The sequence below is a fragment of the Bradyrhizobium sp. KBS0727 genome (assembly GCF_005937885.2).
In the GTDB taxonomy this organism is placed as follows: Bacteria; Pseudomonadota; Alphaproteobacteria; order Rhizobiales; family Xanthobacteraceae; genus Bradyrhizobium.
Window position 1 is genome coordinate 946,174 of the sequence record NZ_CP042176.1, and the last position, 15,598, is coordinate 961,771.

At 63.0% G+C, this 15,598-nt stretch carries 9 protein-coding genes; 8 read left to right on the top strand and 1 reads right to left on the bottom strand.

The annotated features are described in order from the left end of the window. Positions 1-273 precede the first annotated feature (273 nt). Genes FFI89_RS04470 through FFI89_RS04480 form a run of 3 tightly spaced genes read left to right on the top strand, consistent with a single transcriptional unit; the run spans position 274 to position 9,760 of the window. Entirely contained in the window at positions 274-1,845 is a 1,572-nt protein-coding gene (locus FFI89_RS04470) for a ShlB/FhaC/HecB family hemolysin secretion/activation protein (protein ID WP_168212780.1), read from the top strand. Continuing rightward, on the top strand, positions 1,845-6,833 hold the full coding sequence (locus FFI89_RS04475; protein WP_138833279.1) for an S-layer family protein: 4,989 nt from the start codon (positions 1,845-1,847) through the stop codon (positions 6,831-6,833). Before FFI89_RS04470 ends, FFI89_RS04475 begins: the two co-directional genes overlap by 1 nt. An 8-nt stretch (positions 6,834-6,841) precedes the next feature. Then, positions 6,842-9,760, top strand: a complete 2,919-nt coding sequence (locus FFI89_RS04480; protein ID WP_168212781.1) for a diguanylate cyclase domain-containing protein — start codon at positions 6,842-6,844, stop codon at positions 9,758-9,760. A gap of 27 nt (positions 9,761-9,787) precedes the next feature. On the opposite strand, the gene FFI89_RS04485 is transcribed toward FFI89_RS04480, so the two are convergent. Continuing rightward, positions 9,788-10,588, bottom strand: coding sequence for a lytic transglycosylase domain-containing protein (locus FFI89_RS04485; protein ID WP_168212782.1), 801 nt, complete (start codon positions 10,586-10,588; stop codon positions 9,788-9,790). 105 nt (positions 10,589-10,693) lie between these two features. On the opposite strand from FFI89_RS04485, the gene FFI89_RS04490 reads away from it, so the two are divergent. From FFI89_RS04490 to FFI89_RS04510, 5 genes are all read left to right on the top strand, one after another. Then, positions 10,694-11,956, top strand: coding sequence for a serine hydrolase (locus tag FFI89_RS04490; protein ID WP_138833283.1), 1,263 nt, complete (start codon positions 10,694-10,696; stop codon positions 11,954-11,956). Positions 11,957-12,624: 668 nt separating this feature from the next. Beyond that, positions 12,625-12,852 (top strand): hypothetical protein, encoded by a 228-nt coding sequence (locus tag FFI89_RS04495; RefSeq protein ID WP_138833285.1) that lies wholly within the window; start codon positions 12,625-12,627, stop codon positions 12,850-12,852. A 192-nt stretch (positions 12,853-13,044) separates the two neighbouring features. Continuing rightward, positions 13,045-14,601, top strand: coding sequence for a hypothetical protein (locus FFI89_RS04500; RefSeq protein ID WP_138833287.1), 1,557 nt, complete (start codon positions 13,045-13,047; stop codon positions 14,599-14,601). A 15-nt stretch (positions 14,602-14,616) separates the two neighbouring features. Next, positions 14,617-15,108, top strand: coding sequence for a hypothetical protein (locus FFI89_RS04505; RefSeq protein WP_138833289.1), 492 nt, complete (start codon positions 14,617-14,619; stop codon positions 15,106-15,108). A gap of 122 nt (positions 15,109-15,230) precedes the next feature. Beyond that, positions 15,231-15,479: a hypothetical protein gene (locus FFI89_RS04510; RefSeq protein ID WP_138833291.1), complete on the top strand. Its 249-nt coding sequence runs from the start codon at positions 15,231-15,233 to the stop codon at positions 15,477-15,479. Positions 15,480-15,598: the final 119 nt, after the last annotated feature.

Genomic DNA, 15,598 nt, shown 5'->3' on the forward strand with positions numbered 1-15,598 from the left:
CTTTGCGAAACTCGCCCAAGGGTTGAAATTCGAGTTGCCAAGGCGGTATTTCTTGTGTCCACGGATCGCGGTAAGAGTGGGGCTGAGTTCGTTCGGCGTAAGCCCAGGCCGCGCGTGCGAGCGATTTGCGATGCGCTCGTGTTGGCGATTTTGCTGATGGCCGCGCCGACATGGTGTCGGGCCCAGAATGCGGCACCCCTGATTGCGGCACCGAGTCAGTTGACGCCGCAAAGCCTTCGCCCCGATTCCACTTCGCGAGATCAGGGCGTTGCCTTGCCCGGGCAGCCTGCTTTGACGCCGCCGGCCGGTTCCGAGGACCTTCACGTCCTGGTTGGCGATGTACGCGTGGATGGCGCGTTTGCCGAACTTGGCCCGCTGATCGCGGCATATGTCCGTGAAATTACGGGTAGTCGGGTTTCCGTCACGCAGATCTACGCGCTAGCGAGGTCGATCGAGCAGGCCTACGCCAGCGCCGGATACTCATTGGCCCGGGTACTCGTCCCTCCGCAAAACCTCGTCGATCGGGGCACGCTGGTCATCGTCGTTGTCGACGGCTTCATCGAGAGCGTCGATGTCGCGGGCGTTCCGGAACGGCTTCGCTTCGAAGTCGCGGCGCGCCTCAACTCGCTGATTGGCCGTCGACACCTCAAACGGGAAGTCATCGAGCGCGCACTGCTGATCGCCGGCGATATACCCGGCCTCAAATTGCGAAGCGCGCTGACGCGCGGCGCGAGCGACGGCGGCACCCGGCTGGTTCTTGAAGGCGAGCATCGCCTCGTGACCGGTTCGCTTGGCACTGACGACCGGCTCACGCAATCGCTTGGGACCTGGCAGTTGCGGGGTACCATCGCGGTCAACAGCGCACTCGGTCTCGGCGAGCAGATCTATGCCTCGGTCGGTTCGGGCGCCGACCTCAGGGCGGCGGTCGCGGGCTCTTCGCCGCTCACGGTCGTCGGCGGCGGCGCGGTCATTCCAGTGGGCACCGAAGGCATCACCCTTAATCCGGAATATACCCGCTCCACCACGCAGACGCCGCAGGCACCGGGAGTGCCGGCTTCGCTCGGAACATTCGAGCGCTTCGCGGTGCGGATGCGCGACCCGGTGATCTGGACCCGCAGTTCCTCCCTGAACGTCAATTTGTCGATTGAGTACATCACGCAGCAGGTGCTGGCACCGGCCTTCGGCGTCGCACTCAACAATGACCGTTACGTCGTTGCCAGGCTGGGGCCGGACTACGCAACGTCCCTGCCGTGGGGAGCCGGGCTGCAGCTGGCCGTCAATCTCTCCCAGGGTCTCGGCGGTCGCACCGAGGCCGATGCCGTTGCGTCCGGTGTCCCGTTGTCGCGGCTGGGAGCCGGACCGGATTTTACCAAGATCACCGGGAATGTTCGCGTTTCCCAGCCGCTGCCGAACGATATCCGCTTCGATCTGATGGGATCGGGGCAGCTGTCGCTCGGCAAGCCGATGTTGCGTTCCGAGCAGTTTTTGCTTGATGGCATGGATGCGGTCTCCGGCTTTGCGGCCGGAACGTTGAGCGTCGATCAGGGCGCAACACTTCGCGGCGAACTGGTGCGCCCGTTCGGTGCGCGGTTCGACGCCGTTGTCGCAACCGTCTCGCCGTATTTGTTCGGTTCGATCGGACGCGGGCGTGAGTTTAGCGTCACCAGTGTCGAGCAATCGATCATCAACGCCGGGGCGATCGGACTTGGCGCGCGCAGCAGCGTCGATGCCGCGGCCGGCTTACCCGGTCTGAGCTTCGGTCTCGAGTTGGCACGGCGGTTCAGCGATGTACCGGGTTGGCGCCAGGGCTGGCGCGGCAACGTGAACGCCATGGTGACATTCTGATGGGTCGCGCGTCGAAACTACTTCGTCGGTATGTCCGTGGGCCGCTCTTGCTCGGCGCGTCGCTGGCGGTGGGCGATTGGCTTTTTGCGCCCTGCAATTGGAACGCCGCGCTGGCGCAAAATATTCTTCCCCAGGGAGGCGCGGTCGTTTCAGGTCAGGCCAGGATTGGCGCGACGTCGGGGGGCGGACTTGCGATCGTTCAAAATTCGTCGAGAGCCGTCATCGACTGGAACAGCTTTTCGGTGGGTCCGACCAACAGCGTGAATTTCCTGCAGCCGAGTTCGTCGTCGGCGATTCTCAACCGGGTGACAGGCTCGACGCCTTCGACCATCGCAGGTCGAGTCACCGCAAACGGCCAGGTCTTCCTGGTCAATCCCAACGGCATTGCCATTACATCGACCGGTTCGGTGCGGGTCGGCGGCGGATTTGTCGCTTCTACGCTCGACATCAGAGATGCCGACTTCAATGCGGGCAACCTCAACTTCAACGGTCGGGGCGCCTCGGCGAGCGTCAGCAGTGCCGGCGTCATATCGGGCGCCCCGGGTGGATTTGTCGGCCTCATCGGCGGCACGGTGTCCAATGCAGGTACGATAACCGTGCCGCTCGGCAAGGTCGGCCTGGGCTCCGGCGAGCGGGCCACGGTCGATCCGACCGGTGACGGCTTCCTGCAGATCATCATTCCTACCGGCGCCGTTGCGACCGATGGGCGCGCGCTGGTCGATGTCGCCGGTCGCATCAAGGCCGCGGGTGGAAGTATCGAGATCAAGGCTGCCACGGTGCAACAGGCCGTGCGCGACGCCGTCAATATCTCCGGCACGTTGTCGGCGCGATCGGTTTCGGGCCGCAACGGCAGCATCGTGCTTGGGGGCGGCGCGGGCGGAAATGTCGTCGTGTCGGGAACGCTGTCGGCGACCGGTGGCCGTCGCGGCAAGGGTGGCGCCATCACCGTCACCGGCCGCAACATCGGACTGAGGGGCGCAACCCTTGACGTTTCCGGCGGCAGCGGCGGCGGCACGGTACAGATCGGCGGCGGCCCGCGCGGGCAAGGCGGTTTGCTGACTGCCGAGACCACCACGGTCGACCGGAACACCACGATCAAGGCCGATGCAACTGTCGACGGCAACGGCGGCAACGTTACGGTCTGGGCCGACGGCACCACCACGTTTGGCGGGTTCATCACGGCGCGCGGCGGTCCGCGGCGCGGCGATGGTGGTCAGGCTGAAGTGTCCGGAAAAACGACGCTCGACTTGACCGGCGACTACAGCAAAACGCCGCTTGCCAATCTCTCGGCCAGCAACGGAAAAGCCGGAACCATCCTGTTCGATCCCGGAACGGTGGATATCATCGACCAGACCAGCCTGTCCGGCAACAAGGCGCTCAACGGCCCCGATACATTTACCGCGCAATTTCTTTCCGGCCAGCTCGCATCCGCCAACGTGACGATCGACACCAACAACGCAACCGGTGCGAACGGTACCGCGGGTGACATCAACCTGATGTCCAATGCGCAGATATCTTGGTCCAGCGGCAACAGACTGACGCTCAACGCCGCGCGCGATATCAACTTCGCGGCCGGCGCTTCCATTACCGGTACCGGCGCGGGGGCGGGCCTCACGCTGCGCGCCGATTCCGGCGGCACCGGAATCGGTACCGTCAAATTCGCCGGCGGCTCTCAGGTGAGTCTGCTCTCCGGCGGCGTCGATCTCTACTACAACCCGGCCTCCAACCGGACCGCCGCCAACGGGGGAACGAATCCGGCGGCCGGGACCGTCAACGCGACCAGTTATACCGGCACGCCGGTTGCGGAAACCTGGTCGAATTTCGTCAGCGCGGGGACGTTCAGGCCGTGGATGCTGGCCAACAGCATCTATGACGTTCAGAACGTCAGCAATAACCTCGGCGCCGGCTACGCACTCGGCACCAATATCGACGCCACTGCGACGGCCGGGTGGAATGCCGGTGCTGGCTTCGTGCCGCTCGGCACCAGCAGTGCCGGCTTTGCCGGCACGTTCGATGGACTGGGCCGTCTCATCTCCAACCTCACCATCAATCGCGGCTTGACGAGCGATGTCGGGTTGTTTGGCTACGTCAACGGCGGCTCGATCAGCAACGTCGGCCTGGCAAATGTATCGATAGCCGGATTGAACAATGTCGGCGGTCTCGCCGGTGTCAATTCCGGTGGCAAAATCAATTCGTCCTTTGTCACGGGCACGGTTAGTGGTGGCCTTCTAAGTCTCTTGGGTGGCAATGTCGGCGGGCTTGTCGGTCTGAACGGCGTCGGCGGCAGTATCAGCAATTCCTACGCAACCAGCACGGTTCACACTACTTTGCTTGGTTTGCTTAGCATCTCCGGCGGTCTCGTCGGCACGAACGACGGAAGCATCACGAGTTCCTACGCCACGGGCTCGACTGAGATGCTGCTCTCCACCTCCGGTGGGCTTGTCGGTTCGAACTCGGCCGGCGGAAGCATCAGCCAGTCGTATTTTGATACGCTGACGACCGGGCAGTCCTCCGGCGTCGGCGCGGGCTCTTCGGCCGGCGTCACCGCACTGACGACATCGGTATTCCAGAACGGCTCCTTGCCCGCCGGCCTGACCTCCGCGCTGTGGACCGCGGCCGTCGGACAATATCCTGTCCTGAATTGGCAAGTCCCGGGCGCGCCGCCACCGGTATCAACGACCGTCGTGATCACGGCGACCGACCCGACTTCCGGCAATCCGGTCTACGGCAACGCCAGCCCGGCATTCACCTACAAGGTTACCGATACACTCGGCAACGTGCTGTGCACCTTGAACTGCTCGGCCTATTTCACCGGCGCGCCGCTTGTCGATACCACATTGTCCTCCACCAGCCCCGCAGGCACGTCGGCCCCCGGCTATATCGCGCAGGGAACGCTGACCGCGCAAAGCGGTTATTCGCTCAAGTTCGTCAACGAGGCGCTTACGGTCGCGACCCGTCCACTGACGATCACGGCGTCAAACCAGTCGAAGACCTACGGTGCTGTCGCTGCACTGGGGACGACGGCATTCACGACAAGCGGCCTGGTGAACGGCGACACCGTTACCAACGCGACGCTGGCCAGCTCCGGCTCGAGCGCCACGGCGACGGTCGCGGGCGGGCCCTATGCGATTACGGCTGCGTCCGCGCTCGGCACCGGCCTTTCGAATTACACCATCGGGTATGCCAACGGGCTTCTGACCGTTAACCCGGCGCCGCTCAGCGTCACCGCGCTCGGCGGAAACTCGACCTACGGTTCTTCGCCGTCGAACCCGGGCTTTTCAGCCACCGGTCTGCAGAACGGCGAGAGCGTCAATGTGCTGACCGGCCTCGGCAACTCATTCGGTATCGGCAACGCCAGCAATGCCGGCAGCTACACGCTCAGCGTCACGGGCTCGCTCACCAACACCAACTACGTTGTCGCCAGCACCAACAACGGGACATGGACCGTCGACCCCGCGCAGGTCAGCGTGACGGCACTCGGAGGATCATCCACCTACGGCTCCGCGCCGACCAATCCGGGCCTGTCGGCAACCGGCTTGCAGAACGGCCAGGGCGTCAATGTGCTGACCGGCCTTGGCAACTCGTTCGGTATCGGCAACGCCAGCAATGCCGGCAGCTATACGCTGAGCGTCACGGGCTCGCTCACCAACCCCAACTACGTTGTCGCCAGCACCAACAACGCGACATGGACCGTCGACCCCGCGCAGGTCAGCGTGACGGCACTCGGAGGATCATCCACCTACGGCTCCGCGCCGACCAATCCGGGCCTGTCGGCAACCGGCTTGCAGAACGGCCAGCGCGTCAATGTGCTGACCGGCCTTGGCAACTCGTTCGGTATCGGCAACGCCAGCAATGCCGGCAGCTATACGCTGAGCGTCACGGGCTCGCTTACCAACCCCAACTACGTTGTCGCCAGCACCAACAACGCGACATGGACCGTCAATCCCGCGCTGGTCAGTGTGACGGCGCTCGGCGGATCATCCATCTACGGCTCTTCGCCGACGAATCCGGGCCTGTCGGCTACCGGCCTGCAGAACGGCCAGAGCGTCAACGTGCTGACCGGCCTTGGCAACTCGTTTGGCATCACCAACATCAGCAGCACCGGCGTCCACACGCTAAGCGTCGCCGGTTCGCTGACCAACCCCAACTACATCATCGCAGCCAAAAACACCGGAAGCTGGGCGGTAACTCCGCTTCGGGGCTCTTTGACCGACGGCCCTTCGCCGTCGCTCATCGGTACGTCGGTGAAACCGCCGCCAGACGGCGGCAGTACCAGCGTGCTTGCCGGACTTGGAAATTCTTCCGGCAGCGTCAATACCGGCGCGGGCGGCAACCTCCTCAACAGCAAGCCCGCCGGCGCCGGTCCGCTCGTCAGGCCGCGCGAACCGGTCGTCGGCCCCAACGTCGGACCCCCGACGCTCACCCCGTTACCGGACAACTCATCCGATCCGATCGCAATTCCGTTCGCCGGTCAAACACCGTACATGGCGGCAACGGCAATTCCGTCCGCGAAGGCAACTTGCCCGGGCGGCAATGCAAGGGGATCCGCGGACGCAACGACCGATGCCTTCGGCTATGCCACCGGGATCTCCGCAGACCCGCAAGGGCAACCCTGCGCGGCACCCGCTCCGGAAAAGCAGGCCGGCCTGATTGACTTCGCCCTGTCCAAGCTCAATCGCGGCGCGCTGTTCGAGGCATTGGACCGGGAAATCTCCGACGTGCGAAATTCAGCAATCAATACCCGCGCCGCGCAGGTCACATTGCTCGCCGGCTCCAGCCTTGCGCTAACCGCCGGCTTCGTCGGCTGGCTGCTGCGAGGAGGGGCGTTGGTCAGCGCGCTGCTGTCCTCAATGCCGCTCTGGCGCGGATTCGACCCCCTGGTGGTCGTTCTGCGACCGAGGCGTAAGCAAGCAGGGGATCGGCGGTCCCCGGACGTGGACCGCATGTTCGATCGCACCCACAACTACGCCAGAGACGCTGGATCATGAAGAGATTCGTGACGCCAACACTGCAGATCAGCATCGGGCTGCTGTCGTTGACGATCAGCCTGATCTTCATCGCCTATTCGTTTGGACTGCTTCCAAACGAGGGCCACGCCGCATTGGAGGCGCGGGCGAGAATTTCAGAACATCTCGCGGTTCAGCTTGCCAATCTGGCCAGCCGAAATGACGCCGACGCCATCCAGGAAACAATGGACTCCATCGTTAGCCGCAACAGCGACATCCTGTCGATTGCCATTCGCAAGGCGGACGGCCAGCTGATCGCCCATTCAGGGGATCACGATGTTTATTGGCGCGAGCCGACCGACGAAAAATCCACGCCAACTCACATGCTGGTGCCATTGCGCGACGGCGATGCGCTCCATGGCAGGATCGAGATCGTATTTCGACCGTTCGATACCAGCAAAGATATTTTCGGTTTCCCCCAGGCCATGATGATGTTTGTCGGCTTCATCGGTTTCGCGGGTTTGGCCGGGTATTACTTCATTCTGAAGCGATCACTCCGGGAACTGGATCCCAGCCGTGCGATTCCGGAGCGGGTCAAGGCCGCCTTCGATACCCTTGCCGAAGGCGTGCTGATCCTGGACGAGCAGGAGTTCGTGCTGCTGGCGAATGACGCCTTTATCAAGAACATTTACGCGAGCTCCGAACCGCTGCTCGGCATCGACGTCAACAAGTTCCCGTGGGCGCCGGCGGACGAGGAGAGCGAGCTGACCCCGGAACCGCCCTGGCGAACCGCCGTGCGCGACGAGAAGCCGGTGCTGGGCATACCGATGAGCATCTCTGATCGCTTCGGCAACCGGCACCAGCTCCTGGTCAACGCAACGCGCATCGTGGACGGAAGGGGTATTGTCCGCGGCGTGATTGCCACGTTCAATGATGTTACCGTCCTTCACCAGACGAATGAGCAGCTGAACAGTTCAATCGATCAGCTCCATGCATCTCAGTTCACGATTTCGGAGCAGAACAAGCAACTGCTGCTGCTTGCGTCGAGCGACCCGTTGACGGGCTGCCTCAATCGCAGAACGTTTTTCGCGGAGGCCGAACAGAGACTTCGGGATGCGCGCAGCCAGGGCAGGCCGATGTCCTTTCTGATGCTGGACGCGGATCATTTCAAGAGCGTCAACGACCGCTTCGGTCATGTCGTCGGAGACCAGGTCCTGATCGGTCTTGCCGACATCATGAAGCGCATATGCGGGGAGCGCGGTCTGGTCGGCCGCTACGGCGGCGAGGAGTTCTGCATTGCGGTCGCCGGGCTGGACGAACCGGCTGTCGAAAGATTGGCCGAACAGATCCGGCGGGCGGTCGCCAGTGTGACGACGCTGCTGCCAAGCGGCGAGCCGGTCACCGTCAGCATCGGAATAGCTTCCGTTACCAAGGCGCCCTGCGAAATCGCCGACCTGGTCAAACGGGCGGATGAAGCCCTCTACGCCGCGAAGACGACGGGTCGAAACCGCTTTGTCAGCTGGAGCCGAATGCCGCCGCAGCCGCTGGCGCCCCCATCGGCTCAGTCCGCGCAGCGGGGTGAAAATCCGGTGGCGTCGCCGGTCCTGGCCGGACCGAAGGCCGATCCGAAGCAGAACGATGACCTGACGGGCTGTCCGAGCCGCGAAGCTCTCGTTGAGCTGATCGATGCAATGATCCGGGAGGACAACGGCGCGCGAGGCTTCGCGATCGCGCGCATCGACGTCGATAATCTGGAATATTTCAATGACCGCTATGGCCGCGACGTAAGCGATGCCTTGTTGGTGAAAATCACTCAGCGGATCAAGGGCAAACTCCGCCGCAGCGACATCCTTGGTCGAATCGGCGCTGACGAGTTCCTCTTGTTGTTTGAGCCGTTCGACAGCAAGGAGCAGATCGAACCGATCGTGGAACGAATACTGGGCGAACTGGAGCGGCCATTCCTGATTGGCGAGTTCGAACTGTTCGGTTCGTGTCGAATCGGCGTCAGCGTTTATCCGGAACACGGCCGCAGTTATGAGGTGTTACGAAGAAATGCCGACAGTGCGATGTTCAGGCCGAAGCAATCCGCCAGGGGCGAGACCGTGTTCTTCGACGCCAGGATGACGCAGGCAATGGCCGCGCGGATGGAGGCTGAACAGCAGCTTCGGCTGGCCATCCGGGATCGGAAATTCTGCTGCGCGTTTCAGCCGAAGGTCGATATCAACAGGCGGCAGGTGGTCGGGTTTGAAGCATTGGTCCGGTTGCGGGATGACGATGGCGAAATTCATCTGCCGGAGAAGTTTATCGGATTGGCGGTCGAACTGGGACTGATCGATCAGATCACCAATTTCGTTCTGGAGTTGGCCCTTGAATCGATCGAACGGCTGGACGCCGCGTTCGGCTCGGCAACAACGGTCAGCATCAACATCGCAGCCGTGTTGGCCAACGATCTGGAATTCATGCTGCGGTTCGCAAACGCAATCAGGGACAGCAGGTTCTCCAATCGAATCATACTGGAATTGACGGAAGAGTCATTTATAGCCAAGGGGATTTTTCAAACCGTGATCATCCCGGTCCTTCGCGAAATAGGCGTCCGTGTGTCGATCGACGATTTTGGAACCGGATATTCCTCGCTGAGCGTGCTTGCCGATATTACGGCAGATGAAATCAAGGTCGACCGCTCATTCATCTCCGGCATACACCAGCGCCCGCGCAATCAGAGCATCTTGCGGGCCATCAATTCGCTGGGGCATGCCCTCAACATGACGATCGTCGCCGAGGGCGTGGAAACGTTCGAAGAGGTGGCCTATCTGCAGGCTGCCACAAGCATCAGGTGCGCGCAGGGGTTCTATTTTTCAGAACCGTTTTACCTGGATGACATGAGCCGCGCCACGAAAGTCCTTTCGAATGGCAATTCCGTTGAATCAACGCGAAGCACGCTCGCTCCATTGCGCATGGGACGCGAATGAGATGAACGGTGCAAACGATCGGGTTGCTCAGTTGCCGCCGTCGATCTGCCGCCCCATCAGCGCGATCGCCTTCTGATAAACCCCCGCCGCGTTCCAGGCTTCGATCGCCGCAAAATTCGGTTCGCCCGGCTGGTAGCCCGCGCCGGCGCGCCAGCCATGGGCTCTCAGGAAGTTGGCGGTCGAGTTCAGCGCATTGGCGGCGACGTCGAGATTGCCGGTGCCGTAGGCCAGGATGTTCTTGGGCATGAACTGCGTCTGGCCGACCTCGCCGTGCATGGAGCCGCGCGTAGCCCCCGACAGCACGCCGCGATCGACCAGCTTCAGCGCGGCGTAGAGCTGCTCGGTGAAGAACTCCGGACGGCGGCAGTCATAGGCGAGCGTCGCGATCGACGACAGCATGTTCTGATTGCCGCGCTGGCTGCCGAACCCGGTTTCCATGCCCCAGATCGCGATCAGCGGCCCCGGCGGAACGCCGTAGCGCGCCTGGATCGAGGCGAACAGCGCGCCCTGCGATTGCTTCAGCGAACGTCCCCGCGCGACAATGGTCGAGGCGCCGCGCTTGGCGAGGAACTGATCGAGCGACAGGCCGAAACTACGCTGGCTGCGATCGGCGTTGATGGTCGCGCTTGCGTAGCTGGTGTGCATCAGCGCCGCGGTCGCGGCGGCGCCGACGCCTTTGGCGCCGGCTTCGCGGGCGAATTCGCTCTTCCACGCCTCGAAGCCGCCGGGGCCGTTGCCGCATTGCGCGGCTTGCGCGCGGCCGCCGAGGCAAGCCAGCATCGCCAAAGCGGTGAACGTGATCGTCGCAAGCTTGTTACAGGCGGGCATTTTCAGACTCCGTTGACCGACCGGCATTTAAGCATAAAGTCGGCCGGCGCATAAATCCCATAATAACAATCGCGCGGGCTCGATCCGCGCGCCCGGGAGGATCTCATGAAGACGCTGATTGCCGCGGCCGTGGCGGCCTGCCTTGCTTTTGACATCGCGCATGCCGCGCCGCTATCGGAGGCAAAGCCCGACGAAGTCGGATTCTCGCAACAGGGGCTGGCCCGGCTGGACGATTTCTTCGCCCGCGAGATTGCGGCGAAACGCGTGCCCGGTGCCGTGGTCGCCATCGCCCGCGACGGCAAGCTGGTGCATTATAAGGCCTACGGCCAGCTCGATGCCGCCAAGGGTACGCCGATGCCGCTTGATGCGGTGTTCGCGCTGGCGTCGATGACCAAGCCGATGGCGGCGGTCGCAGGCCTGACGCTGATGGAGCAGGGCCGGCTGGCGCTTCAGGCCAAGCTCGCGGATTACTATCCGGCGTTCGCCAACATGCTGGTCGGGAGTACGCAGTCAGACGGTTCGCTGAAGACCGACCCGCAGGCGTCGCCGATCTACATTCACGACCTCTATCGTCACACCTCCGGGCTGATGTACGGCGGACGGCCCGACAGTTCGAGCGCGGTCGCGCGTCTATACCCGGACGGAACCGCGCCGGCGCTGGAGGGCGACACCCAGGCCTTCATCGACCGCATCACGAAGCTGCCGCTGGCGCACCAGCCGTCGACGGAATTCGAATACGGCTTTTCGATCGACGTGCTCGGCGCGGTGGTTGAGAAAGTCAGCGAGCAGCGGCTCGGCGAATATCTGGCCGCGAATGTGTGGCAGCCGCTCGGCATGACGGACGCCACGTTCCATCCGACGGAGGCGCAGCGGGCCCGTCTCGCCCGCCCGTTCCCGAACGATCCGCTGACGGGCAAGCCGCAAAGCATCAAGCTGCTGGACGCACCGACCAAGTTCGACTGCGGCGGTGCCTGCTCGTTTGCCACCGTCGGCGACTACATCCGCTTCGGGCAAATGCTGCTCAACGGCGGCGAGCTCGACGGCAAACGCATCCTCAGCCCCAAGACGGTGCATCACATGATCTCCAACCACCTCGGGCCGGAGATCAAGAACAACGTGGCGAACATCGAGCCGCATCGGGCGGGCTTTGGCTTTGGCCTCGGGGTCGCGGTACGCACCGGCGAAGGCCTGTCGTCCGTCCCGGGCAATCCGGGCGAGTTCACCTGGAATGGTGCCTACGGCACCCAGTTCTTTTGTGACCCCAAGGAACGCCTCGTCGTCGTGGTCGGAACCGCGGCGCCCGGCGAACTGCGCAAATATTATCGCGAGCAGGTCCAGGACATCACCTACGGCGCCATGGTGCGGTAGCACGGTCATGTTTATCCACCGTCATTCCGGGACGGTCCGAAGGACCAGACCTCAGGGGTGCAATTGCGCATCGTAGTTCGTGCGACGCACGCCCCGGAATGACAGCGATGGGTCATCGCGAGTCGCTTCGCTCGCAATGACAAATTCAATCGTCGCCCTGCGACAAATCGACCCGACGGGCAAATCACCCAAAGTCTGTCCGGCCCTTCGCGAAAAATATTTCGCTGTCGCCGTCGAGCAAATCAGTGGTTTGAATCCGCGCATCCTGTCCCACCAAAGGGGCGTTGGCCATCGTCGCGAACGAGGGGCAGGGAGCGGTGGACGCGAAGGTTGCGACTGACGAGCGCGGCCCAAGCGTACGGCGAGGTCGTGTGAGCCTGACGCCCCGGTGCTGGCGTCAAGTTCGGGGAGAGCAAACGCTTCTCCGGGCGATGGTGGCAAGAAAAGCCGGTCACCAGGGCGAACTCGAAGTAAGCCGTAAAGCCATCGCGTGGGCCGACCGAAGGCCGGACCCGTTGGCGCCGCCCATCGAAGTTAACCACCGCCACCCGGTAAACTCCCGCTCGCCAAAGCGTGATGGCGCGCCGGGAATGTTGCACCACCGATCGAAGTCTTGCTCTCCGACGATCCACTGACATCACCGTGGGTCGATAACGAGGAGAGCAGAGATGACCAGTTTCAAATTTCTTGCTGCGGCTAGCATTCTGTCGGCGTTGATCGCATCTTCGGCATCGGCGCAGCCGGTGATCGACGAGCCGGGAATGTACGCTTTCTATCGTCCGAATGGTGATCTCGGTCTTGGTTACTCGCGGCCGCCGGCCGATGCCAGGGCGATGGCGCCGCGGCTGATCATGCGCCATCCGGCGTCGATGCGGCACACGCGATCCGCCAAGTAAGACCGGCATTTTCGATTCATGTGGGCTCGGTCCGTAGGGACTGAGCCCGCGTCGTTTGCGCGCGGCTGTTGTTCTGATTTGTGAAATATTCCCGCACAAAACTGTGAAACGAAAGTATCGCGGGCTCGCGAATATCGGAATGCGATCGCCGCTCTCTCCTGATGAGGAAACATCCTCGCGTGGGAGGTTCGCGTGAAAATACTCAGGGGAATTCTACTCGGCAGCGTCGCTTTCTCGGCCGGCCCGGCGTTCGCGGCCGACGACGCCCAAGCGGAACTTCACGCGCTGCAAGCGAAGCTGAAGCAGCTCGAGCAGCGCATCGACGATCAGGCACGCAAGCAGCAGGCGCAGGCGCTGGCGCAGGCGAAGATCGCCACCAAGGCGCCGTCGCCGTTCGATCCGTGCCCCGCCGGCAAGGTTTGCTACAAGGGCGTCACGCTGACATTCGGCGGCTGGGTCGATTTTGCCGGCATCTACCGCAGCCGCAACCTCGCCTCCGATACCGGATCGGTCTATGCGTTCATTCCGTTCCAGCAGAGCAAGAACTTCAACACGCCGGAGGCGCGCTTCTCGGCGCGGCAGACCCGGTTCTCGCTGCTGGCCGAGGCCGATGCCGGCGCCGACACCCATCTGGCGGGCTACGGCGAAATCGATTTCGAAGGCGCCGCGCAAACCGCGAACTCGGTTGCGACCAATTCCTTCAATCCGCGGATGCGCCAGGCCAGCCTCGAGATCGATCGCACCGATCTCGGCCTGCATTTTCTCGCCGGACAATCCTGGTCGTTGAATGCGCCGAGCCGGGTCGGCATCGATCCGCGCGCGGTCGATGCGCCGGGCGTGATCGATTTCGAATCCGTGCCCGGCTTTCTCGCCGCGCGCCAGCCCGGCGTTCGCGTCTGGAAGGATTTCGGGCCTGAATTCAAGCTGGCGCTGTCGGCGGAAAACGCCGCCACTTCCTTTGTCGGCGGTAACGTGCCGTTCGTCGGTACGCCGGCGACCGGCCCGCAGGGCGTGCTGAACCCCAACCTGCTGATCAACCTCACCGGCCCCGGCGGCAGCTTCTTCAACAACGCCAACAACCTCAGCCTAAACCGCGTGCCCGACGTGACGATCAAGGCGGCGTGGGATCCGCAGCTCGGGCCGACCAAGTTCCATGCCGAAGGCTGGGTGCTCTACCGCGAGTTCTACGATCGCTTCAATTTCGCCAGCCACAATATCGGCACCGTGAGTTATGGCGGCCATCTGGCGCTGGAACTGATTCCGAAGACGGTCGACCTGACCTTCTCGGCGGCGCAGGGCGCGCTCGGCCGTTTCACCGCGGCGCCGTTCCCGGACGTGACGTTGCGGCAGGACGGCTCGATGCAGGTGCTGCCCATCACCGCGTTGCAGGCGGGTGCCGTCTGGCACACCACGCCGTCGCTCGACCTCTATGCCTATGCAGGCCTCGAAAAAACCCGCGCCACCTTCTCCAACGTCGGCACGGTGCCGTTCGGCTACGGTAATCCGCTCTACAACAACACCGGCTGCAATATCGAAAACTCGCCGGCCGCCACCTGCAACGGCAACACCTCGGAAGTCCGGCAATATACCGCGGGCTTCTACGACACGGTGCTGAAGGGCGACTACGGCGCGGTCAAGTTCGGTGTGCAGTATTCCTACAACCAGCGCTTCGCGTTCGTCGGCGTCGGCGGAGCGCCGAAGACCGACGATCACATCGTCATGACCCAGGTTCGTTACTATCCGTTCTGACAACAGGAGCGCGTCATGCGAAAGGGAAATACCCCGATGCAGGATTATGTTTTGATCAGCCGGCTTGCACAGGTGATCGAGCGATGCGGCCTTGCGATGACGGGCGCGATGTGCGGCACGTTCGTGGCCGCCCAGATGTCCAAGGTCGATGTCGCGCTGTTCGACTCGGGCGGATTCATCGCGCTGATAGTGTTGACCGGTGCAATTGCGTTTTATATCGGGATCGATGTGCCGCGGCCGCCGGCCAGGCAGGCTTCGAAATACGCAGCCGTCGATGCCGTCGAAGTGCTGAGCGCGGCCGGTACGTTCCTTGCGGCGGTCGCAGCGCTGATCTCGGTGTACGCGATCGTGTTCGATGAGGTCCCGCAACGCGTCTGGGAATTCGTGGTGGCCTCATGGTGGTTCGGCGGCGCGACCATGCAGATTATCGCCGGGTTCATCGGACGGCAGCGCGCAAGCGCGCGCGTCGCGCAACGAGCCATGATCGATGGCAGAAAAGCACGGTAGAACCTGCAGTCGCGGCACTGTGATTGAAATCGCTCTGGCCGAAGGCCGATCAACGCACATCTCCTGATCATCGTTTCAAACAATCCGCCGCGTGCGGCGGGTCGAATGGATGGAGAGAACAAATGACTAATTTGAAGATATTGGCCGCTGCGTTGGTTCTATCAGCGGCTTCGGCAACGACAGCTTTCGCGCAGGCCGCGATTCAGGAACCCGGCGCGTTTGCGTTTTATCATCCGAACGGCGATGTGCTTCATGCGGGATCGCCGACCCCGGCGGCTGGTGCGATGGCGGCCTACCGCGCCGACACGGGCCGGGTCGTGACGGTCGCGCCGCATCGCGCGCGCCATCCGCATTCGGGCCACGTGCACTGAAGCCAGGTCACGTCGACCTGCGACAAACTGGCGCGACGAGACTGGGCAAGAATTCGGCTTGATGTACGATTCGGGTATGACGAATCGCCCATTCAAGACCGGCGAGAGCCGGTACCAAG

Bases quoted from the DNA above. Each gene is read 5' to 3' on its own strand.
- FFI89_RS04475 (WP_138833279.1), top strand. From the start codon at position 1,845: ATGGGTCGCGCGTCGAAACTACTTCGTCGGTATGTCCGTGGGCCGCTC.
- FFI89_RS04485 (WP_168212782.1), bottom strand. From the start codon at position 10,588: ATGCCCGCCTGTAACAAGCTTGCGACGATCACGTTCACCGCTTTGGCG.
- FFI89_RS04490 (WP_138833283.1), top strand. From the start codon at position 10,694: ATGAAGACGCTGATTGCCGCGGCCGTGGCGGCCTGCCTTGCTTTTGAC.
- FFI89_RS04495 (WP_138833285.1), top strand. From the start codon at position 12,625: ATGACCAGTTTCAAATTTCTTGCTGCGGCTAGCATTCTGTCGGCGTTG.
- FFI89_RS04505 (WP_138833289.1), top strand. From the start codon at position 14,617: ATGCGAAAGGGAAATACCCCGATGCAGGATTATGTTTTGATCAGCCGG.
- FFI89_RS04510 (WP_138833291.1), top strand. From the start codon at position 15,231: ATGACTAATTTGAAGATATTGGCCGCTGCGTTGGTTCTATCAGCGGCT.